Raw genomic sequence first — 21,762 nt, forward strand, 5'->3', positions numbered from 1 at the left:
CGTCGCGGCCGACCCGTACGCCCGCGAGCAGCAAAGGCCCGGCCCCATGGCATCAGCCCCCCTGCGACCGCGCAGCGCCCGCCCCCTCACGGCAGCCGCCGCCCTCATGGCCGCCGCCACGGCCCCCCTCGCCCTGGCGGCCCCCGCACCGGCCGCACCGGCCCCCGTCGTCCTCGCCGCCCCCGCCGCGCCCCACAGCGGTCTGGCGGCGCCCGCGCCCACCCCCACCACCCCCCGTGGCGGCCCCGCCGTGCCCGCGCCCGATCCCCCCACCCCCGTCTGCGGCACCCCGTCCGGGCCCGCGTTCCCGCTGGGCGCCCGCATCCGGGGCGGGCCCGTCGACTATCCGGCGGGCGGGACCTTCCAGGAGTGGTGGCTGGATCTGACCAACACCACCGCCGCCCCCTGCTCCGGCATCCACCCCGTGCTCGTCCTCACCGACCGCGACCGGGTGCTGCGGCCCGGACAGATCCGCTTCGAGTTCTACGACGAGGGGGCCGCCCGCTGGCGCCCGGTCGCCTTCGAGGCGACCGACGAGGCCGAGAACGTGGGCGCGTTCACCGGCTTCGGCGGCTTCGCGGTCCCCGCCGGAGGAACCCTCGCCGTCCCCGTACGGCTCGCGTTCCGCGCCGGGACCGCCCCCGAGGAGGTCGTCGTCAGCGCGGCGGTGGTGCAGCGCCGGGGCGCCGACGGCGACTGGGTCGGCGAGTCCGGCGACTACCGGCTGACCGTCGGCCCCGCAGGACCCGACAGCGCGGCCGAGCCGCCCGCCCCCACGGCGACGGACGCCCCCGCCGACGCCCCGGCCGACGCCTCCGCCGACACCCCCGCCGACGCCCCCGTCGGCTCCTCCGCCCCGGGCGACCGGCCCGCCCGGCCGCCCGCACCTGACACATCCGGCGGCCCCCGGCCGCCCGCTTCCACGCTCCGCCCGCCCGTCGGCACCGCCGTACCCGGGCCCGCCGAGCCCGATCCGTCCGGCGTCCCCGCCCGTCCCGAACTCGCCCAAACGGGAAGGGAGTCGGAGGAAACGGCCCGGCGCACCGCCCCGTACGCGGGCGCCCTCGTCCTGCTCGGCGCCGCTCTCGTCCTCGCCGGACGCCGGGCCCGGCACCGCCGGGTCACCCCGCGTACACCTTCCCGTTCATCCCCGTCTGCGACCATCCCCCGGTGAACTACCTGAGCACCCCCGGCGGTCCCGTCCGTTCCGGCGTCCCCGAGCACGGCCGTGTGCCCAAGTACTACGCGGTGAAGGCCAAACTCGCCCTGGTGGTCGATGAGTTGGGGGAAGGCGGACTGCTGCCCACCGAGCGGGAACTCGCCGTCCGGTACGAGGTGTCCCGGGAGACCCTGCGGCAGGCGCTGCGCGAACTCCTCCTGGAGGGGCGGGTGCGCCGCCAGGGCCGGGGCACGGTCGTCGCGGGCCCCAAGCTCGAACAGCCCCTCTCGCTCGCCAGCTACACGGAGGGCGTCCGCCGCCAGGGACTCCGCCCCGGTCGTGGCCTGATCTCGCTCGACCGCTTCCCCTGTCCGGACGCGCTGGCCCCCGAGGTCGGCGCCGAACCGGGCGACCCCGTATGGCACATGGAGCGGGTGCTGCTCGCCGACGACGAGCGGGTCGGTCTGGAGAGCACGTACGTCTCCGAGGCCCGCGTGCCCCGCCTGAACACCGACTTCGACCCGGACTCCTCCTTCTACGCCTACCTCCACGACCGGCTCGGCATCACGTTCGGCGACGCCGACGAGCGCATCGAGACCGTGCTCGCCACCCCCCGCGAGGCCCTGCTGGTGGGGACCCCGCCCGCGCTCCCGATGCTGCTGCTGCACCGGCTCTCCCGGGACACCTCGGGCCGCCCCCTGGAGCGGGTCCGCACCCTCTACCGGGGCGACCGCTTCAGCTTCACCGCCCATCTGGGGCGCCAGGGCTGACCCGGAAGGGCCTGTTCCGGCCCCCCTTCTCATCACGGGAAGGTAACGGGTCTGGTCCAAGCTTGTCGGGCCGTTCACCGTCCCGTCGTCCACCGGCCCCGCCCGGGACACCCGCCGCCGCGACCGTCGACGGCATGAAGGTGATCGTCGTAGGGGCGGGCGTGGTGGGAACCATGCACGCCCGGCAAGCAGTGGAACGCGGCCACGAGGTCGTACACATCGAGCGCGAGGCCGAGGCGCGCGGAGCCTCCCTCCGCAACTTCGGCCAGATCTGGGTCAGCGGACGGGCGGGCGGCGAGGAACTCGACACCGCCCTGCGCGCCCGGGAGCTCTGGGAGGGCATCGGCGCCCGCGTCCCCGGACTCGGCTTCCGGGCCATCGGCTCCCTCACCCCCGTACGGAACGCGCTGGAACTCGCCGTCGCCGAGGCCGCCGTGGCCCGGCCCGACGCGGCGGCCCGGGACTACCGGCTGCTCACCGCGGCCGAGGCCCGCGCGGTCAACCCGGCCCTGCGCGGCACCTTCGAGGCCGCCCTGTGGTGCGGGCGGGACGCCGCCGTCGAACCCCGCACCGCGCAACTCGCCCTCCGCGAGGCCCTCCTCGCCACCGGGAAGTACACCTTCCTGCCGCACCGCGAGGTCCGTGACGTCGTCGGCGAGAACGCCGTCCGCGACGACCGGGGCGAGATCCACCGGGGCGACGCCGTCGTCCTGTGCACCGGAGCCTCGCTCTCCGGACTCGTCCGCGAGGTCGCGGGCGAGGTCCCCGTCCGCCGCGTCCGCCTCCAGATGATGCAGACCGACCCCCTCGGCGAGCCGCTGACCACCTCGGTCGCCGACGCCGACTCCTTCCGCTACTACCCGGCCTACGCCTCCGACGCCCTCGACGCGCTCCGGGCGGGCCAGCCGCAGGACCCCACCGCCGCCGCCCACGGGATGCAGCTCCTCATGGTGCAGCGCCTCGACGGCGGACTGACCATCGGCGACACCCACGAGTACGAGCACCCCTTCGCCTTCGACACCCTCGAAGACCCCTACGAGCACCTCACCCGTGTCGTCGAGTCCTTCCTCGGCCGCCCGCTGCCGAAGATCCGCCGCCGCTGGGCCGGGGTGTACGCGCAGTGCGCCGACACCACCCGGGTCGTGCACCGCCAGCGGGTCCGCGACGGCGTGTGGCTGGTGACCGGACCCGGCGGCCGGGGCATGACCTGCTCGCCCGCCATCGCCGAGACGACCGCCGACGAACTGGGCTGGTGAACACCGTGACCACGACTCCGACCTCGACCACGATTCCGACCACGATTCCGACCACGACGCCGATTCCGGCCCCGGCCCCGACCACAGCCACAGCCACCGCTCCGGCTCCGGCTCCGGGCCCCAGGAAGAACCTCGTCGTCCTCGACATGGCGGGCACCACCGTCGCCGACGACGGCCTCGTCGAACAGGCCTTCACCGTCGCCGCCGAACGCCTCGGCGAGGACCCCGCGACGATGATCGGCCATGTCCGCGCCACCATGGGCGAGTCCAAGATCTCCGTCTTCCGCCACCTCCTCGGCGACGAGGACCGCGCCCGGCAGGCCAGCCTCGCCTTCGAGGAGGCGTACGGGGAACTCGTCGCCGACGGCAGGATCGCCCCGCTCCCCGGCGCCGCCGAGACCGTCGCCGCCCTCCAGGAGCAGGGCCGGACCGTCGTCCTCACCACCGGCTTCGCCCGGGTCACCCAGGACGCCATCCTCGACGCCCTCGGCTGGCGGGACCTCGTCGGCCTCACCCTCTGCCCGGCCGACGCGGGCGGCCGGGGCCGCCCGTACCCCGATCTGGTCCTCGCCGCCCTCCTCCGCACCGGCGCCGTCGACGACGTCCGGGGGATCGCGGTCGCCGGAGACACCTCGTACGACATGCTCAGCGGCGTCCGCGCCGGTGCCGGGCTCGTCGCGGGCGTCCTCACCGGCGCCCACGACCGGGCCGCGCTCACCGCGCACGGTGCCCACCACGTCCTCGCCTCCGTCGCCGGACTCCCCGCGCTCATCCGGGAGTCCGAGGCATGACCAGCGGCATCCGCTTCGACGCCGTGTCCGTCGCGTACGGCGGCACCACCGTCCTCGACCGCCTCGACCTGACCGTCGAACCCGGCGAGGTCATGGCCCTCCTCGGGCCCTCAGGCTCCGGCAAGACCACCGCGCTGCGGGCCGTCGCCGGATTCGTACGACCGGCCTCGGGGCGGGTGTTCATCGGCGACCACGACGTCACCGCCCTCCCGCCGCACCGGCGGGGCATCGGCATGGTCGTCCAGCAGTACGCCCTCTTCCCGCACCTGCGGGTCGAGGCCAACGTCGCCTTCGGCCTCAAGGCGCGGAAGGCGCCCAGGGCCGAGATCCCCGGCCGGGTCGCCGAAGCCCTGGAGATGACCGGCATGGCGGCCTACGCCCACCGGTACCCCCGCGAACTCTCCGGCGGCCAGCAGCAGCGCGTCGCCATCGCGCGGGCGCTCGCCATCCGCCCCCGGGTCCTCCTCCTCGACGAGCCGCTCTCCGCGCTCGACGCGCAACTGCGCTCCGGGATGCTCGCCGAACTGGCCAGGCTCCACCGCGAACTGCCCGACGTGTCGATCCTCTACGTCACCCACGACCAGATCGAGGCGCTCACCCTCGCCGACCGGATCGCCGTCATGGACAAGGCCCGCCTCCAGGACTGCGGCACCCCGCAGGACCTGTACCGCAGGCCCCGCACCGCGTTCACGGCCTCGTTCGTCGGCAACGCCAACCTGCTGCCGGTCACCGTCGCCCCCGGCGGAGCCGTCCTCGGGGAGACCCTCCTGAAGGTCGCCACCGACGGCATCGCGCCCGGCGCGGGCGCCACCCTCTGCGTCCGGCCGCACCTCGTCGGCCTCGGGGACGGCCCCAACGCGCTGCGCGGCCGGGTCGCCGAGGTCCAGTGGCGCGGCTCCACCCACCGCCTGTACGCGGAGGTGGCCGGGCACCGGATCAAGGCGGACGTCCGCGAACTGCGGGAGACCCCGCCGCCGGGCACCGAGGTCACCCTGCACTTCGCGCCCGAGGACGCGGTGCTGCTGGGCGCGGGGGTGTCCGATGGCTAGCCGCACGGGCCTGACCGGGAACCGGACCCCGGCGACGGCGCCGACACCCGTACACGCCCCGGCCCCGGAACCCGTACCCACCCCGGCCCCGGCGTCCGGGTCCGGGTCCGGCCCCGCACCGGGGTCCGGATCCGCGCCCGCCCCCGGAGCGCGGCGGGCGGTCCCCGGCTGGGTCTGGGCCCTGCCGCCCGTCGCCGTGCTCGCCGTCGCCTTCCTCTACCCGCTGGCCCTGGTCGTCCGGGAGTCGCTGGCCCCGGGGGCGTACGCCGACGTCCTCGCCTCGGCGTCCTTCCGCGAGGCGCTGGTCACCACGGTCTGGCTGGCCGTCGCCTCGACCGCGGGCTGTCTCGTCCTCGGCTTCGTCCTCGCGGTGGTGATCGCGTTCGTGCCGTTCCCCGGCGGGAGGGCGGTGGCCAGGTCCATCGACGTCTTCCTCTCCTTCCCCTCGTTCCTGATCACCCTCGCCCTGCTGTTCCTCTACGGCAGGGTCGGCATGGCCAACGGCCTCTGGACGGACGTCACCGGCGAACCCACCGGGCCCTTCCGGTTCCTCACCACCCCGTGGGGCGTCCTCCTCGCCGAGATCACGTACTTCACCCCGTTCGTGATGCGGCCCCTGCTCGCCGCCTTCTCCCAACTGGAGACCGCGCAACTGGAGGTGGCGTCCTCGCTGGGCGCCCGCCCGTCGAGGATCGTCCGGCAGGTGATCCTGCCCGAGGCGCTGCCCGCGCTCGCGGCGGGCGGCAGCCTCGTCCTCGTCCTTTGCCTCAACGAGTTCGGCATCGTCCTCTTCACCGGGGCCAAGGGCGTCACGACCCTCCCGACGCTCGTCTACGGCAAGGCGATCCTGGAGTCCGACTACGCCGCCGCCTGTGTCGTCGCCGTCGTCAACATCGCCCTCTCCGTCGGCCTGTACACCCTCTACCGGGGGGTGAGCCGCCGTGCTGGTGCATAGCCGCACGGGCCGCCGGGCGGTCTGGGCCGTCTTCGCGGTCCTCTTCGTCCCGCTCTTCGCCCTGCCCCTCCTCGTCATCCTCACCGCCTCCTTCGCCACCCACTGGTCCGGCGCCCTCCCCTCGGGACCCACCACCGCCCACTACGCGGCGGCCGTCCGGGGCGAATCCCTCCGGGCGCTCACCACCAGCCTGGTCACGGCCGTCACCGCCAGCCTGGTCGCGCTGACCGTCGGCACCTGGGCCGCGCTCGCCGGAGCCGCCCTCGGCAGGAAGGGCCGCAAGGTCCTCGACGCCCTGTTCATGCTGCCGGTGGCGGTGCCCTCGGTGGTCGTCGGCCTCGCCGTCCTCGTCGCCTTCTCCCAGCCGCCGGTGCTCCTCAACGGCACCCGCTGGATCGTGCTCCTCGCCCACACGGTGCTCGTCACCGCCTTCGCCCACCAGTCGGTGTCGGCCGCGATCCGGCGGCTCGACCCGATGTACGAGCAGGCGGCGGCCAGCCTCGGCGCCCGCCCCTCGTACGTCCTGTTCCGGGTCAGGCTCCCGCTGCTCCTGCCGTCCCTGACCGCGGCGGCCGGGCTCTGCTTCGCCCTGTCCATGGGGGAGCTGAGCGCCACGATGATGCTCTACCCGCCGGACTGGGTCCCGCTGCCGGTGCTCGTCTTCACCTCCACCGACCGGGGTTCGCTGTTCACCGGCTCGGCACTGGCCGTGGTCCTCATGACCGCGACCCTGCTGGCCCTGCTCGCCGTCTCCCGCGTCCGCACCAGAGCCTCGTACCGCTGAGGCTTCCGGCCCCCTTCCCGCCCGAGCTTCCGGCAGGGCTTCCGCCGGAGCTTCCGGCAGGGCTTCCGCCGGTCCCTTCCCGACCTTCCTTCCGAGTCCACCCTCCCCAGGAGAAGACGAACGTCATGCGTACGTACGCCAAGCCGATCGCCGCCCTCACCTGCTCCCTCGCCCTCGCCGCCGGGCTCACCGCCTGCGGCGGTTCCTCCGCCGCCTCCGACGAGAAGGCCGTCACCGTCTACAGCGCCGACGGCCTCAAGGGCGAGGCGGGCGACGGCTGGTACGACAAGGTCTTCGCCGACTTCGAGAAGAAGACCGGCATCAAGGTGAAGTACGTCGAGGGCGGCTCCGGCGAGATGGTGCAGCGCGCCCTCCGCGAGAAGAGCAACACCCAGGCCGACGTCCTCGTCACCCTGCCCCCGTTCATCCAGCAGGCCGGTTCCAAGGGACTGCTCCAGAAGTACGTGCCGCGGGGCGCGGACCGGGTCGGCGGCGCCGACAAGGCGTCCGACGGCACCTGGACCTCCGTCGTCAACAACTACTTCGGGTTCGTCCACAACAAGAAGGAGCTGCCGTCCGCCCCGAAGAGCTGGGAGGAACTGCTCGACGCCAAGTACCGCGACCGGCTCCAGTACTCCACCCCCGGCGTCGCGGGCGACGGCACCGCCGTCCTCATCAAGGCCGTGCACGACTTCGGGGGCAAGGACGCGGCCATGGCGTACCTGAAGAAGCTCCAGGCCAACAACGTCGGCCCGTCCTCCTCCACCTCCAAGCTCGCCCCCAAGGTCGACAAGGGCGAACTCCTCGTCGCCAACGGCGACGTGCAGATGAACTTCGCCCAGTCCGTGTCCATGCCGAACCTCGGCATCTGGTTCCCGGCCAAGGGCGACGGCAGGCCGACCACCTTCGCCCTGCCGTACGCGGCGGGCCTGGTCGCGGGGGCCCCGCACAGCGAGAACGGCAGGAAGCTCCTCGACTTCCTGCTGAGCGAGGACGCCCAGCGGCAGGTCAGCGCCGTCGGCGGTGGCTTCCCCGCACGCGAGGACGTCAAGCCCACCGACGCCAACGCCGTCGCCCTGGCCAAGATCATGGCGGGCGTCGAGATCTTCGAGCCGGACTGGGCCGACATCGACCGGAACCTCACGTCGTACGTGGACGCCTGGAAGTCCGCCACCGGAAGCTGACGGCCCGCCGCCGGAAGCCGCCGCCCCACCGCCGGAAGCCGACGGCCCCGCCACGGGATGCCGACGCCGCCGGGCGCGCGCCACGACCGACCGGCGTACCACCGCCCGGCACCAAGAGTTCACCGCACGACCCCTGGCCGCCCTCCGCGCATCGCGGAAGGATAACGGGTACGGACCAACTCTCTTGAAGCATAAGGGAGTTCGGTCCGTACCCGCCCCGCTCCACGGACTTCCACGGAGGACTCCGACATGCCGCTGCCCGGCATCTCCCGCCGCACCGTGCTCGCCGCCGCCGGTGCCACCGCCGCCGTCGCCGCCACCGGGATCACCACCGCCCCCGCCGCCCGCGCCGCCGCCGGGCCCGTGCTCCCCGACGGCACCAGCGAGGACAAGGTCCTCGTCGTCGGCATGGACGGCCTGCGGTACGACCGGATCGACGCCGCCAGGGCCCCGCACCTCAAGTCCCTGATGGCGACCGGCACCTACGGCCGCTCCCTGCTGTACGCCCAGCCGATGGCCGCGACCTCCTCCGGCCCCGGCTGGTCCACGATCTCCACCGGCGTCTGGCCCGACAAGCACGGCGTCAAGGACAACACCTTCACCGGCAAGGACTACGGCCGCTACCCCGGCTTCCTCGCCCGTCTCCACCAGATCCGCCCGGAGCTCTCCCTCTTCGCCGCCGTCGACTGGCCCGAGCTCGACACCCACGGCACCGTGACCGCCGGCGCCGACGCCAAGCTGGTCTACGCCAACGACTACGCGGTCAACGACAAGGTGATCACCGACCTCACCGAGGGCGTCCTGCGCGACCAGAACCCCGACGTCCTCTTCGTCTACTTCGGCGAGACCGACGAGATCGGCCACTCCTACGGCGCCGCCCACCCGAAGTACCTCGACGCCATCGACGTCCAGGACGGCTATCTGGGCCGTCTCCTCGCCGCGATCGAGGCCCGGCCCACGTACGCCTCCGAGCGCTGGACCGTCATCGTCGCCACCGACCACGGCCACACCGACGGGGGCGGCCACGGCGGCTCCAGCGTCGAGGAGCGCCGCACCTTCGTCCTCGCCAGGGGCCCCGGCATCGCCGCCGGTGCCCGCCCGGCCGACACCCGGCTCGTCGATGTCGCCGCCACGGTCTTCCACCAGCTCGGCATCGTCCCCGACCCGGCGTGGGGCCTGGACGGCAGACCGGTCCAGGAGCGCTCCACCGACCCGTTCGACACCCTGTACCCCGCGCTGACCGGCCGCGTCGACGAGACCGGCATCCCCGCCGGGGTCCTCGGCTTCACCCGCACCCCGCCCCCCGGCTGGTCGGTCATCAACAGCGCCATGGGCACCGGCGGGGTGACCGAGTGGCGCGGCTGGTCCTTCGCCACCGACGAGTTCTGGTCCCGCTCCCAGCGCGACCAGTCCCGTGAGCTGAACGTACGGGCCCGGGGCGTCTTCGCCGTCGCCGACTCCGACGAGTGGGCCGACAAGGCGTTCTCCGGCACGTACGACTCCACCCTGGTCACCCCGGCGCACGACGTCTCCGGGGCGTCCCGGGTGACCCTGGGCTTCACCACCCTCTACCGCCAGGAGGGCGCCCAGACCGCCCAGGTCCTGGTGAGCTTCAACGGCGGCACCCCGACCCCGGTCAAGAGCTACACCGCCGACGTCCTCTCCCAGCCGCAGTCCCTCACGGTCGCCGTCCCCGCCGGTGCCTCCAGCGTGAGCTTCCGCTTCCGCTACACCGGGTCGAACAACTGGTACTGGACCGTCGACGGAGTCAGGATCACGGCTTCCTGACCGGGGAGCGTCCCGCCGGTCGGGCCGGGCCCCGGTGAGCCCGGACCGATCGGCGGGACACCCCCTAGGCTGGGGGGCGTCGCCACAGTGCTGTCGCGACGTCCCCAGCACACGCGTGTCCGTACGGCAGGAGTCCCGCACCCATGGCAGAGCGCAAGCCGATCGAATCCTGGCTCACCGACATGGACGGCGTCCTCATCCACGAGGGCGTGCCGATCCCCGGCGCCGACGCGTTCATCAAGAAGCTGCGGGAGACCGGGAAGCCGTTCCTGGTCCTCACCAACAACTCCATGTACACCGCCCGCGACCTGCACGCCCGGCTCGCCCGGATGGGCCTGGAGGTCCCCGTCGAGAACATCTGGACCTCGGCGCTCGCCACCGCCAAGTTCCTCGACGACCAGCGCCCCGGCGGCACCGCGTACGTCATCGGCGAGGCCGGTCTCACCACCGCGCTGCACGACATCGGCTACGTCCTCACCGACCACGACCCGGACTACGTGGTCCTCGGCGAGACCCGCACGTACTCCTTCGAGGCGATGACCAAGGCGGTTCGGCTGATCAACGCCGGGGCCCGGTTCATCTGCACCAACCCCGACGAGACCGGCCCGTCCCTGGAGGGCCCGCTCCCGGCCACCGGCTCCGTCGCCGCCCTCATCACCAAGGCCACCGGCAAGGAGCCGTACTTCGCGGGCAAGCCCAATCCGCTGATGATGCGCACCGGGCTCAACGCGATCGGCGCCCACTCCGAGTCCAGCGCCATGATCGGCGACCGGATGGACACCGACATCCTGGCCGGTCTCGAAGCGGGTATGCAGACCTTCCTGGTGCTGACCGGGCTGACCGGCAGGGCCGAGATCGACCGCTTCCCGTTCCGTCCCTCGAAGGTCGTGGACTCGATCGCGGACATCGTCGACCGCGTGTAGCGGCCCGCCGCCGTACCCCTGCGGATGCGGAGCGGACCGATCCGGGTGACCCTGCCAGTACCAGGAGGTCACGATGCGTTCAGGTCCCATTGCTCTCCGTGCCGCAGGGGCGGCCCTGCTGCTGGTCCTCGCGCCCACGGCGGGCAGCGCGTACGCCCACGACGGGGTCAAGGCCACCGTCACCCCGTTCAACGCCTCGCCCGGCGCCGACGTCGACGTCCGCGTCGAGGGCTGCGGGGGCACGACCGGCGCCGCGAAGTCCCAGGCGTTCGTCGCCGACGCGGAACTCACCGGGCGGGACGGCGGCAGGTCCCCGCTGTACGGCGACACCACCGTCAGGTCCGGACTCGAAGAGGGCACGTACAAGGTCAGCGTGACCTGCGACGGCCACGACCATCCGGACGTCGGCGCCGTGGAGGTCCGTCACCACCGGCCGACCCATGAGCCGAGCCACCACCCGAGCCCGGTCGCCCCGGTCCACGCGGGCGGCGGCGGCACCGCCGCGTACGCCGCCCCGGCGGCCCCCGGTGTCGCCCAGACCGCCACCGAGAGCGGCCTCGGCACCCCGTACACCCTGCTCGGCCTCGGCATGGCCGCCGTCGCCGCCGTCGCGGTCGCCTTCCGCAGCTCCCGCCGCCGGGCGGGCGGGCCCTCGGGTACCGGCGGGGAGTGACGGTGCGGTCCGGCTCCCGCCCGGCGGGCACCGGGCGGCTGGTCACCGGCGTCGCCTGGGCGGTGCTGCTGCTCGGGCTCTGGCTCTGGGGCCACGAGGCCGCCGAGGGCTTCGGGGGCGCCTCGGGGCCGACGACCGGCGACATGGCGGCGGTGGGCCGCCCGCTGAGCGTGGAGCTGCCCCCGGCGCACGACCCGATCGCCGCCGCCGAGCCCCGGCGGGTGGAGGTCCCCTCGCTCGGCATCGCCGCGCCCGTCGTGGCCCGGGGGCTGGACGCGTCCGGCGCGATCGACCCGCCGCCGTTCGAGATGTCGCACACCGTGGGCTGGTTCGGCCCCGGCACCCGGCCGGGCGCCGCCGGGGCTGCCCTCCTCGTCGGCCACGTCGACACGGACCGCCGCCCGGCCGTCTTCTACGGCCTGAGCGCGGCACGCCCCGGGGAGAAGGTCCGGATCACCCGGACGGACGGTTCGGTCGCCGAATTCACCGTCGACGACGTGCAGGTCCACCCCCGGGACGACTTCGACCCGAGCAAGGTCTACGGGCCCCGCGACCCGCGCCGCGCGGAACTCCGCCTGATCACCTGCGGCGGCACGTTCGACCGCGCGGCGGGCACGTACACGGCGAACGTGGTGGTCTCCGCCTATCTGACGGCGACGGAGCCCCCCAAGAGCCCTTGAGCCGCCCACGGGGCCGGGCGGGCGACGGCCCCGCGGCGCGGGCGGCGGGACCCGTGGCGGGCGAGGCGGGACCCGTGGCGCGGGCGGCGGCCACGCCGGACCTGGCTCCGGCCGGCGGGGCGCGTCCGGGCCGCCGCCGACCGGGCCGGTCCTCGACCGGGGGGCTCGCGGGCGCGGGAAGGGCCCGGTGCCGCCCCGGGAGGTCGGGGTCGCGGCCACTGTAGGGGCCCTGCCTCGCCCGGCCCAGGGGAACGACGTGCCACGATGACCCCGACCGTTCCGCACGTGTCCGAGGGGCCCCGAATTGTCCGCACGTCCGTCCGCGTGCCGCGCCGGTTTCGTCCTCCCGGCCGCCGTGTTCCTGCTCCTGCTGCCCGCCCTCTCCGGCTGTACGTCCCCGGCTCCGCGCCCCGCGGGCTCGGTGGCCGCGCCCGGAGCCCGGGGCCCGAGCACCGGCCCGGCCGCCGCCCCCGTCCCCTACTGGGTGAACCCCGACGGCAGGGCCGCCCGCGCGGTCGCCGAGCACCTCGCGGCGGGCCGCACCGCCGAGGCCGAACTGCTGCGGAGGATCTCCTCCCGGCCGCAGGCCGAGTGGATCGGCCCCGACCGGCCCGAGGAGGACGCCCGCGCGGTGACCGAAGCAGCCGACCGGGCCGGGAGCGAGGCCCTCCTCGTCCTGTACGACATCCCGAACCGCGACTGCGGCCAGCACTCGGCGGGCGGCGCGCCGGACGCCGCCGCCTACCGGGACTGGGTCGACGCGGTCGCCCGGGGCATCGGCGACCGGCGGGCCACCGTCGTCCTGGAGCCGGACGCGGTGATGCACGTCGTGGACGGCTGCACCGAGCGGCGGCACCACGTCGAGCGGTACGAGCTGCTCAGGGCGGCCGTCCAGCGGCTGAAACGGCAGCCGTCCGTCACCGTGCACCTGGACGCGGGCAACGCGGGCTGGGGCAGGCCGGAGCAGCTCGCGGGCCCGCTGAAGGAGGCCGGGATCGAGGACGCCGACGGCTTCGCGGTGAACGTCTCGAACTTCCGGACGACCGAGGAGAGCACCGCGTACGGCAGGCAGCTCTCCGCCCTGGTCGGCGGCAAGCCCTTCGTGATCGACACGAGCCGCAACGGGGACGGGCCCTGGGCGGAGGGGGACCCCGTCGACAGCTGGTGCAACCCGCCGGGCCGGTCCCTCGGCGCCGTGCCCACCCGGGACACCGGGGACCCGCTGGTGTCGGCGTACCTGTGGATCAAGCGCCCGGGGGAGTCGGACGGCGAGTGCCGGGGCGGCCCGAAGGCGGGGGAGTGGTTCGACGCGTACGCCCGCGAACTCGCGCGCGACGCACGGTAGTCCGGCCGGAAAGAGCCCCGGAGGAACGGCAAGACCCCCTCACCGATGGTGAGGGGGTCTTGACTGTGCGTGCGCCGCCAGGGACTCGAACCCCGGACCCGCTGATTAAGAGTCAGCTGCTCTAACCAACTGAGCTAGCGGCGCCTGCTGACAGAGAGAACTCTACCCGACCTGCGGGCGTGCTCCCGACCAATACCGGTCGCTCCCGGCCTGTCGGATGGTCGTATCAGGCCTTCGATCCGTCAAAATGCGATTTGTCCAGACAGTTGAGACACTGGCGCCCGAAACAAGGGTCAAAAGATCTTGACGAGTGTGGAGGGGAATCGCATGAGCGTGCCGGTCTTCGAGGAGTTCGAACCCGCGGCCGACTGCGGCTGCCCGGGGTGCGCCCGGCAGCGGCGCGACCTCGCGCTTGGCCTGCCCGTCCGGTCCGGCGGTCACCCCGCCGCCCACGGCGCCCGCCGCGCCCTGGTCCTGGTGACGGCGGCGGGCGTGGTGCTCGGCGGCGGCGGGGCGGGAGCGACGGCGGCCCTGTCGCCCCCGCCGGGCCCGTTCACCCCGGCGGACGCGGGGCCGGTGGCGACGGGCCCCGGGACGGTGGCATCGGGGGCGGTGGCGTCCGGGGCGGTGGCCCCGGAGGCGCGGTCCGGCCTCGCCGACACGGTGGAGGCGGCGCCGGACGGGACGGTACGGGGAGCGGCGGGCGGGTCAGTACGAGGAGCGGCGGGCGAGACGGTACGGGCGGTGGCGGCGGCCCCCGGGCCCGACACCCCGCAGGGCGGACGCGCACCCCTGCACGGCGCTCCCGGCCCGGGGCCCTCCCCGCTGGCCACCCCCACCACCGCCCAGGTCTCCGCCGGAGCTCTCCGGCGGACCACCCGCGCCGACATCATCAACCGCGCCAAGCTGTGGGTGGCGGCCCAGGTCCCGTACTCCATGGACAAGTACTGGTCGGACGGCTACCGCCAGGACTGCTCCGGCTACATCTCGATGGCCTGGAACCTGCGCAGCAACGAGTGGACCGGCAGCCTCGACCGCTTCGCGGACCGGATCGACCGCGCCGACCTCCAGCCCGGCGACATCCTCCTCTTCCACAACCCGGCCGACCCGACGCGCGGCTCGCACGTGACGATCTTCGGCGGCTGGACCGACTACACCCACACCTCGTACATCGCGTACGAGCAGACCAGACCGCGCACCCGCAAGCAGGCGACGCCGATGGCGTACTGGGAGAACTCCGGCCGGTACGTGGGCTACCGCTACAAGGGCGTGATCAGCGGCAGCGGTACCGGCGGCGGTACGACCTCGGCGCCGACGCCGTACCCCGGGTCGGCCATGTTCGGGCCGGGCGCCGACAACGCGTACGTCACCCAGCTCGGCGGGCTCCTCGTCGAGCGGGGCGGCAAGAAGTACTACGACCAGGGCCCCGGCCCGAAGTGGGGCGAGGCGGACCGGCGCGCGACGCAGGCGTTCCAGCGGGCGCAGGGCTGGAAGGGCGCGGAGGCGGACGGTCTGCCCGGCCCCCAGACCTGGCGGCTCCTCGTCACCGGCGGCGGCAAGGACATCGGCGGTTCGAGTGGTTCGAGCGGCCCGAGCGCGTCTGTGACGGACTTTCCCGGGCGTGGCGTCTTCCGTCCGGGCCGATCCAGCGCATATGTGGAGAAGCTGGGCGAACAACTGGTGAAGCGGGGCTTCGGCAAGCACTACCTGTCGGGACCCGGTCCGCGCTGGACGGAGGCGGACCGCCGCAACGTCGAGGCGTTCCAGCGGGCGCAGGGCTGGCGCGGCGCGGCGGCCGACGGCTACCCGGGCCCGGAGACCTGGCGGCGCTTGTTCCGATGACCCCGAGAGCATGAGGTGGACCCGAATGACGGCATCGACCCCGAACCCCGCGGACTCCGGCGCGGCGGCCTCACGTGACGCGGCCCGCACGGCGAGACGCCTGACGGACGGCACGCTCCCGAGGACGTCCGCGTCCCACGGGCCCCGGACGACGGGAACGCCACCGCCGAACGGCCCGAGCCCGGTGCGCCCCCCGACCCCCACCGAGCCCGTGTCCCCCGCCCCCCACCCGACGCCCCCGGAGCCCACGGGACCGGGGGCGATGCCTGACCGGGGGTCGACCCCTGGACCTGGGGCGATGCCTGGGCTGGAGCTGACTCCTGGGGCGGGAGCGACTCCCGGGCCCGGGGCGACCCTCGGCCCGGAGCGGACTCCTTGGCCGAGGGTGACCCCTGGACCGGAGGCGGCCCCCGAGCCGAGGACGGCCCTCGGGCCGGAGGCGCTTTCCGGGCCGGGGACGGCTCCGGGGCCGAGAGCGGCTGACGGGCCGGAGGCGGCCCCTGGGCAAGGGGTGACTTCCCGGCCGGGGCTGGCTTCCGAGCCCGGGGCGACCCTCGGGTCGGGGGAGACCCTTGGGTCGGGAGGGACCCTTGGGTCGGGAGGGACCCTTGGGTTTGGGACGGTCCTCGGGCCGGAGGTGACTTCCGGGCCTGGGGCGGCTCCCAGGCTCGGGGCGCCCCTCGGGTCGGGGGGGACTTCCGGGCCTGGGGTGGCTCCCGGGCCGGAGACGGCCTTCAGGCCGAGGACGACTTCTGGGCCGGAGGAGGTCACGGGGCTGAGGGCGACTTCTGGGCCGGAAGCGGCCCCTGGGCCGGGGCTGGCTCCCGGGCCGGGAGCCGTCGCGGAGGCTCCCGCTCCTGGCGGGTCCGCCACCGGGAACGCGCCGACGCGTGCACCGGGCGTCACCGCGTCGTCCTCTGAGGCCGCCGCGCGGTCCGACGTACATCCGGATCACCCGGATCACCCGGACCGCCCGGACCACCCAAATCATCCGGACCACCACGGAGCCCGCTCCGGCCCGCCGTCCGGCGGCGCCGCCCGGGAAGGGGACTCCGGGGCCGGACCTTCCTCCCGTACGAGGTCCACCCCGCCCACCACGACGGGAGCCCCTCCGGCCTACGGGGCGGGGCCCGCCACCACGGGAACCCCTCCGGTCCACGGGGCAGAGCCCACCGCGTCGGACACCCTCCCGGCCCCGGCCGGGGGACCCGTCACCCCGGGGGGCCTTTCCACGCGCGAGGGAGGGCGGGCGGCCAGGGGCGCGTTCTCCGGTTCCGGCGGAGGCCCCGCGACCCCGGGAACCCTGTCCGCTCCCGGCGGGGGACCTCTCGCCTCGGGCCCGCGTCCCGCTCGCGGGGGAGAAGCCGCCACCGCGTCCGGCCTTCCGGCCCCGGCCGGGGGGCCTGTCGCCTCCGGAGGCCTTCCCGCTCATGGGGGAAGGCTGACGGCCGCAGGCGTCTCCCCCGGTCCTGACGGAGGGTCCGCCACCTCGCTGCCCGCTCCGGGCGGGGGTGCCTCCGCCTCGCGCCCGCTCTCCGCCGACGCGGGCGAGACCCCCGCCGCCGCTTACGGAGGAGGAACCCCCCTCTCCGGAGACCGTTCCGCTCACGGGCGGGAGGGCGCCACCGCTTCCGGCGGGGAGACCGCCGCCACGGGGGGACCGCCGACTCGCGGGGGAGCGGCGGCGGCCACGGGCACCTTCTCCGGCCACGACGGAGGCCCCACCGCCCAGGTCGGACTTCCGGCCTCGGGCGGAGGGTCCGGCGTCCAGGTCGGGCTTCCCGCCCTGGGCGGAAGGCCCACCTCCCCGGGCACGCTTCCGGCCTCGGGCGGAAGGTCCGGCACTCCGGGTGCGCTTCCGGCCCCGGGCGGAGGGCCCGTCTCCCCGGGCGTGCTTCCCGCCCCGGGTTCTCTTCCCGCCCCGGGCGGAAGGCCCGCCTCCCCGGGTGCTCTTCCAGTTCGCGGGGGAGAGCGCACTCCGGATGTTCTTCCTCCCTCCGGCGGGGAGACCGCCGTCCCAGGGGGAGAAGCCGCCGTCCCGGGCGGAAGGTCCGGCGCCCCGGGCGCCCTCTCCGCTCCCGGTGGCGGGTCCGTCGCCACCGGCGCGTCCGCCCCCGGTGAGGCTCCGGGCGCCTCCTCCAGGGAGGCCCTGACCGCCGACGCGCTTCCCGCCCCGGGGCCTGGCGTCGGCCGGTCCGGTGCTCCCGCGCCGCTTCCCGGTCGGCCCGCCCGCCCGGTGGGCCGGTCCGGCCCGGACGCCCAGGTCCGTACGCGACCGACCACTGCCGTGACGCCTCCGTCCCCGGCGGAACCAGCGGCACCGGCGGTACCGGCGGCACCGGAGGCGCAAGCGGCGCGAGCCGCGCAAGCCGCACCCCCGGCCCCGCCCCGCCCCGGTCCCGTACCCCCCGTGGGGCCGGACACCGGTGGGCTCGACTTCGAACGGATCGCCGGGGTCCGGGTGGGCGCCCTCGCCGTGCCCGTCGCCGCCGTCGTGCGGGTGACGCGGCGGAAGAACGTGATCGGGACCGAGACCACCGGGTCCATCCCGGTGCACCTGCTCTTCCGCGACGAACCGGAGGGCCTGGTGCTCCCGGTGCCGGGAGACGACGACGGCGGCCCCGACACCGTCGCCATGGCCGCGCCCACCCCCGTACGGAAGGGCCGGGGCCCCGCCATCCCGGCGCCGTCGAAGGTCGAGCCGTCGCCCGGGACGCGGCCCGGCGACCGGGTCGGCGAACGGCGCTCCCAGGCCCGGGCCCTGGCGGAACGCGACCGGGCGCGGCACACCGCTCCGGCGGCGCCCGCCCGCCCCGCGCCCACCGCCGATCCGGCGCTCGTGGAACGGCCGGGGCCGGTGCTGCCGGGCTGGGTCGGGGTACTGGGCGGCGCGCTCGCCCTCACCGGATGCGCGGCGGTCGTGTGGTGGGCCGGGGCGGTCCCGGAGGAGGCCGCGCGGATGCTGCGGCTGCCGGTGCGCCCGTACCACGGCATCCCCCTCGGCCAGTGGGCGCTCCTGGCGCTCGGCGTGGTCCTCACCCTGTTCGCGCTCGGCGGGCTCGGCAGGGGCCGGGTCGGCTACGCGTGGGTCCTGACCCTGTTCGGCGACTACCGGGGCACGGTCCGCCGTACCGGGCTGGTGTGGGTGAGCCCGCTGCTGCTGCGCCGCAGGGTGGACGTACGGCTCCGGCACTGGCGGAGCGAGCCGCTGCCGGCGGTGGACGCGAAGGGCACGGCGCTGGACGTGACCGTGCTCGTGGTGTGGCGGGTGCGGGACACGGTCCGGGCGGCGCTCGGGATCGACGGGCACGAGGAGTACCTGCGGGAGCAGGTGGAGGCGGCGATGGCCCGGGTGCTCTCGCAGCTTCCGGCGGACGCGTTCCACGAGGACGCGCCGACCCTGCGGGACGCGGAAGCGGTCGGCGAGGCGCTGACGCGGATGCTGTCGGCGGAGTGCGCCCCGGTCGGGGTGGACGTGTTCTCGGCGCAGCCGACGCGGATCGAGTACGCGCCGGAGGTGGCGGCGGCGATGCGGCGGCGGCGGATCGCGGCGATCGACGCGAAGCACCGGGACAGCGTGCTGACGTCGGTGGTGGACGCGGTGGACGACGTGGTCCACCGGCTGACCAGTCGTGGTCTGGTGGAACTGGACGACTACGAGCGCAAAGCGCTGGTCAAGGACCTGACGGTGGCGTTCTACACCGGACGGACAGGTCCGGTGGAGGGCGCGTGAAGGGATGGACAGGTTCAACTTCCGTCCATACCTTGGTAGTTGGTCCAGACCACAAATGAGGCAGCGCGGTACGGCTCCCCGGCCGTGCCGCGTCCCGCACCCGTGCAGCACGGCTCGACGGAACTCCCCCACGTTCTCCAGGAGCGACAGTATGCGCAAAAACTCAGTAGGGGCGGCGGTGGTGGCGCTCGGCGTCGCCGGTGTCACCTTCCTCTCCACGGGCAGCGCCGGAAGCCACGGCTACACCGACGCGCCGATCAGCCGCCAGAAGCTCTGCGCCAACGGCACCGTGACCAACTGCGGCAACATCCAGTGGGAGCCGCAGTCGGTCGAGGGCCCGAAGGGCTTCCCGTCCGGCGGTCCCGCCGACAGCAAGATCTGTTCGGGCGGACTCTCGCAGTTCGCCCAGCTCGACGACCCCAGGAACGGCGCGTGGCCCGCGACCCAGCTCACGGCCGGACAGAGCTACAGCTTCCGCTGGCAGTTCACGGCCCGGCACGCCACCACCGACTTCAAGTACTACATCACCAAGAACGGCTGGAACCCGAACCAGAAGCTGACCCGGGCCGCCCTCGACCCCCAGCCGTTCCTGACCGTCCCCTACAACAACCAGCAGCCGCCGTCGACCCTCTCGCACTCCGGGACGATCCCGGCGGGCAAGACGGGCCGCCATCTGATCCTGGCCGTGTGGACGATCGCGGACACCGGGAACGCCTTCTACGCCTGCTCGGACGTCAAGTTCTGACGGACGCACGGCATCCGGTCACGGCCGTTCAGTTCTGACGTTCCGTCAGTTACAGTCCGCCGCATGAGGGGTGCGGACACCGTCGCGGAACTCGTACGGCGCCAGTGGGACGACCACCGGATCGGGCTGAGGGACGAGCACCACACCCTCACCCACCACCAGGTCGCCGCAGGCGCCGCCGCGCGGGCCGCCCTGCTCGTGGACCTGATGCCACCCCGGCCGGGGTGCGAGCCGCACCTCGGCCTGCTGCTCGACAACACACCGGAATACCCGCTCTGGCTCAGCGCGGCGGCCCTCGCGGGGGCCGCCGTCGCCGGGATCAACCCCACCCGGCGCGGCGCCGAACTCGCCCGGGACATCCGCCACACCGACTGCCGGGTCCTGGTCACCCAGCGCGCCCACCTGCCGCTCCTCGACGGGCTGCCGCTGCCCGGACTCCGGGTCCTGGTCACCGACACCGACGCCTACCGGGAACTCCTCGTCCCCTACGGGTCCGCCCGGCCGGGGGACGCCCGGCTCGGTCCGGTCCGCCCCGGCAGCCGCTTCCTGCTCTCCTTCACCTCCGGTTCCACGGGCGCGCCCAAGGCCGCGCTCTGCAGCCAGGGCCGCCTCGCCGCCGCGGGAGCCTCGCTCGTCGCCCACTTCGGGGTGCGGCGGGACGACGTCCACTACGTCTGTATGCCGATGTTCCACGGCAACGCGGTGATCGCGGACTGGGCGCCCGCGCTCGCCGCCGGGGCGGGCGTGGCGCTCCGGGCCCGGTTCTCCGCCTCCCGGTTCCTGCCGGACGTCCGCCGCTTCGGAGCCACCTACTTCACCTATGTGGGGCGGGCCGTGCAGTACCTGCTCGCCACCCCGCCGGACCCGGACGACCGCGCGCACCCGCTCCGCCTCGGCTTCGGCACCGAGGCGGGCGCGGCGGACGCGGCCCGTTTCCGGGAGCGCTTCGGGGTGCCGCTCGTCGAGGGGTACGGCTCCTCCGAGGGCGGCGCGGCGATCCAGCGGACCCCGGACACCCCGGCGGGCGCGGTCGGGCGGGCCGCGCCCGGCGACGATCTGGCGGTGGTGGACGCGGAGACCGGCGCCGAGTGCCCGCCCGCCCGGTTCGCGGCCACCGGCGGGCTCCTCAACGCGGCCGAGGCGGTCGGCGAACTGGTCAACCGGGGCCGGTCGTCCTTCGAGGGCTACTGGCGCAACCCGGCGGCGGAGGCGGCCCGGCTGCGCGGCGGCTGGTACTGGACGGGGGACCTCTTCTACCGCGACGCGGACGGCCACCTCTACTTCGCGGGCCGTACGGACGACCGGCTGCGGGTCGACAGCGAGAACCTGGCGGCGGCGATGATCGAGCGGATCCTGGCCCGCTGGGACCGGGCGGCGGGGGTCGCGGTGTACGCGGTGCCGGACCCGGTCGCGGGGGACCAGGTGATGGCGGCGCTCGCCCTGCGCGAGGGGGCCGTCTTCGACCCGGAGGCGTTCGGGGCCTTCCTCGCGGCCCAGCCGGACCTGGGCACCAAGATGCCGCCGAGGTTCGTGCGCGTGATGCCGGAGCTGCCGCTGACCGCCACCAACAAGGTCCATCGGGTGGGCCTGCGCGGGGCCGCCTTCCTCTGCGAGGACCCGGTCTGGTGGCGCCCGTCCCCCGGCACGCCGTACGAACCCCTCACCCCGGAGGCGAAGGCCGGGCTACGGCGGGAGTACGCCCGCCACGACCGCTCCCCGACCCCCTGACACCCCCGGCCCCGAGGCCCACGACCGCCACCCCGGGGCCCCGGGGCCCTGGCGGTACCGCCGAGAGACGGACCCGTACGGTCCCGAGGCGAGCCCCCGCTCGTACGGGCCCGTTCCGGGCGAACACCCGAGCCCCCGCAGGGGCCCCCGCCACGACCGCTCCCCGACGCCCTCGCTCGTATGGGCCCGAGGCGAGCCCCCGCCTCCACGGGCCCGTACCGGGGGAACACCCGAGACGTCCCCCGTAGCGGACCGCCCCGCCGACCTCCCCGCGTACCCCCGCCCCCGGAGGGGGTAGTCCCAGCCCCACCCCCTCCGCACCCCCCACCCCCATGGCCCCCCGCCGGGCCCCGCGCC

At 74.9% G+C, this 21,762-nt stretch carries 16 protein-coding genes, 1 tRNA gene and 1 pseudogene; 17 read left to right on the forward strand and 1 reads right to left on the reverse strand.

What is annotated here, in order from left to right:
• The first annotated feature begins 46 nt into the window (after positions 1–46).
• The 13 genes from ACFXGN_RS21710 to ACFXGN_RS21770 all read left to right on the forward strand — a co-directional run bounded on the left by ACFXGN_RS21710 (position 47) and on the right by ACFXGN_RS21770 (position 13,357).
• Complete coding sequence (locus tag ACFXGN_RS21710) at positions 47–1,174, forward strand: hypothetical protein (protein WP_384861570.1); 1,128 nt, start codon at positions 47–49, stop codon at positions 1,172–1,174.
• The gene (locus tag ACFXGN_RS21715) at positions 1,171–1,929 is read left to right on the forward strand and encodes a GntR family transcriptional regulator (protein WP_384861573.1); all 759 of its coding nucleotides are present in this window, start codon (positions 1,171–1,173) and stop codon (positions 1,927–1,929) included. Before ACFXGN_RS21710 ends, ACFXGN_RS21715 begins: the two co-directional genes overlap by 4 nt.
• Positions 1,930–2,063: 134 nt before the next feature.
• The gene (locus ACFXGN_RS21720; RefSeq protein WP_384861576.1) at positions 2,064–3,185 is read left to right on the forward strand and encodes a TIGR03364 family FAD-dependent oxidoreductase; all 1,122 of its coding nucleotides are present in this window, start codon (positions 2,064–2,066) and stop codon (positions 3,183–3,185) included.
• 62 nt (positions 3,186–3,247) lie between these two features.
• On the forward strand, positions 3,248–3,976 hold the full coding sequence (locus ACFXGN_RS21725; protein ID WP_384861877.1) for a phosphonatase-like hydrolase: 729 nt from the start codon (positions 3,248–3,250) through the stop codon (positions 3,974–3,976).
• Complete coding sequence (locus tag ACFXGN_RS21730; protein WP_384861579.1) at positions 3,973–5,025, forward strand: ABC transporter ATP-binding protein; 1,053 nt, start codon at positions 3,973–3,975, stop codon at positions 5,023–5,025. Before ACFXGN_RS21725 ends, ACFXGN_RS21730 begins: the two co-directional genes overlap by 4 nt.
• Positions 5,018–5,980: a 2-aminoethylphosphonate ABC transporter permease subunit gene (locus ACFXGN_RS21735; RefSeq protein ID WP_384861582.1), complete on the forward strand. Its 963-nt coding sequence runs from the start codon at positions 5,018–5,020 to the stop codon at positions 5,978–5,980. The genes ACFXGN_RS21730 and ACFXGN_RS21735 overlap by 8 nt, the downstream gene beginning before the upstream one ends.
• Positions 5,967–6,764 (forward strand): ABC transporter permease, encoded by a 798-nt coding sequence (locus tag ACFXGN_RS21740; protein WP_384861585.1) that lies wholly within the window; start codon positions 5,967–5,969, stop codon positions 6,762–6,764. The genes ACFXGN_RS21735 and ACFXGN_RS21740 overlap by 14 nt, the downstream gene beginning before the upstream one ends.
• Positions 6,765–6,889: 125 nt before the next feature.
• On the forward strand, positions 6,890–7,948 hold the full coding sequence (locus ACFXGN_RS21745) for a 2-aminoethylphosphonate ABC transporter substrate-binding protein (protein WP_384861588.1): 1,059 nt from the start codon (positions 6,890–6,892) through the stop codon (positions 7,946–7,948).
• A 249-nt stretch (positions 7,949–8,197) separates the two neighbouring features.
• Positions 8,198–9,736, forward strand: a complete 1,539-nt coding sequence (locus ACFXGN_RS21750; protein WP_384861590.1) for an alkaline phosphatase family protein — start codon at positions 8,198–8,200, stop codon at positions 9,734–9,736.
• A gap of 143 nt (positions 9,737–9,879) precedes the next feature.
• Positions 9,880–10,659: an HAD-IIA family hydrolase gene (locus ACFXGN_RS21755; RefSeq protein ID WP_351782623.1), complete on the forward strand. Its 780-nt coding sequence runs from the start codon at positions 9,880–9,882 to the stop codon at positions 10,657–10,659.
• Positions 10,660–10,732: 73 nt separating this feature from the next.
• Positions 10,733–11,332, forward strand: coding sequence for a hypothetical protein (locus ACFXGN_RS21760; protein WP_384861593.1), 600 nt, complete (start codon positions 10,733–10,735; stop codon positions 11,330–11,332).
• Positions 11,329–12,012 carry a class F sortase gene (locus ACFXGN_RS21765; protein WP_384861596.1) on the forward strand — a complete coding sequence of 228 codons (684 nt, stop codon included), beginning with the start codon at positions 11,329–11,331 and terminating at the stop codon, positions 12,010–12,012. The genes ACFXGN_RS21760 and ACFXGN_RS21765 overlap by 4 nt, the downstream gene beginning before the upstream one ends.
• Before the next feature lie 304 nt (positions 12,013–12,316).
• Positions 12,317–13,357, forward strand: a complete 1,041-nt coding sequence (locus ACFXGN_RS21770) for a glycoside hydrolase family 6 protein (protein WP_384861598.1) — start codon at positions 12,317–12,319, stop codon at positions 13,355–13,357.
• Between the two features lie 70 nt (positions 13,358–13,427).
• On the opposite strand, the gene ACFXGN_RS21775 is transcribed toward ACFXGN_RS21770, so the two are convergent.
• A tRNA-Lys gene (locus ACFXGN_RS21775) sits at positions 13,428–13,501 on the reverse strand.
• A 183-nt stretch (positions 13,502–13,684) separates the two neighbouring features.
• Between ACFXGN_RS21775 and ACFXGN_RS21780 the strand changes: the two genes are divergently transcribed.
• The 4 genes and pseudogenes from ACFXGN_RS21780 (at position 13,685) to ACFXGN_RS21795 (ending at position 21,405) form a co-directional block, all read left to right on the forward strand.
• Positions 13,685–15,199, forward strand: a complete 1,515-nt coding sequence (locus tag ACFXGN_RS21780) for a peptidoglycan-binding protein (protein ID WP_384861601.1) — start codon at positions 13,685–13,687, stop codon at positions 15,197–15,199.
• A 2,323-nt stretch (positions 15,200–17,522) separates the two neighbouring features.
• Positions 17,523–18,932 (forward strand): annotated as a pseudogene (locus ACFXGN_RS21785) (SPFH domain-containing protein); the annotation flags it as partial.
• Between the two features lie 151 nt (positions 18,933–19,083).
• A complete protein-coding gene (locus ACFXGN_RS21790) occupies positions 19,084–19,677 on the forward strand; it encodes a lytic polysaccharide monooxygenase (RefSeq protein ID WP_366441093.1) in 594 nt (197 codons plus the stop codon).
• A 63-nt stretch (positions 19,678–19,740) separates the two neighbouring features.
• Positions 19,741–21,405: an AMP-binding protein gene (locus ACFXGN_RS21795; protein WP_384861604.1), complete on the forward strand. Its 1,665-nt coding sequence runs from the start codon at positions 19,741–19,743 to the stop codon at positions 21,403–21,405.
• The last annotated feature ends 357 nt before the right edge of the window (positions 21,406–21,762 follow it).

Origin of the sequence: Streptomyces sp. NPDC059247 (assembly GCF_042754005.1) — a bacterium.
Classification (GTDB): Bacteria; Actinomycetota; Actinomycetes; order Streptomycetales; family Streptomycetaceae; genus Streptomyces.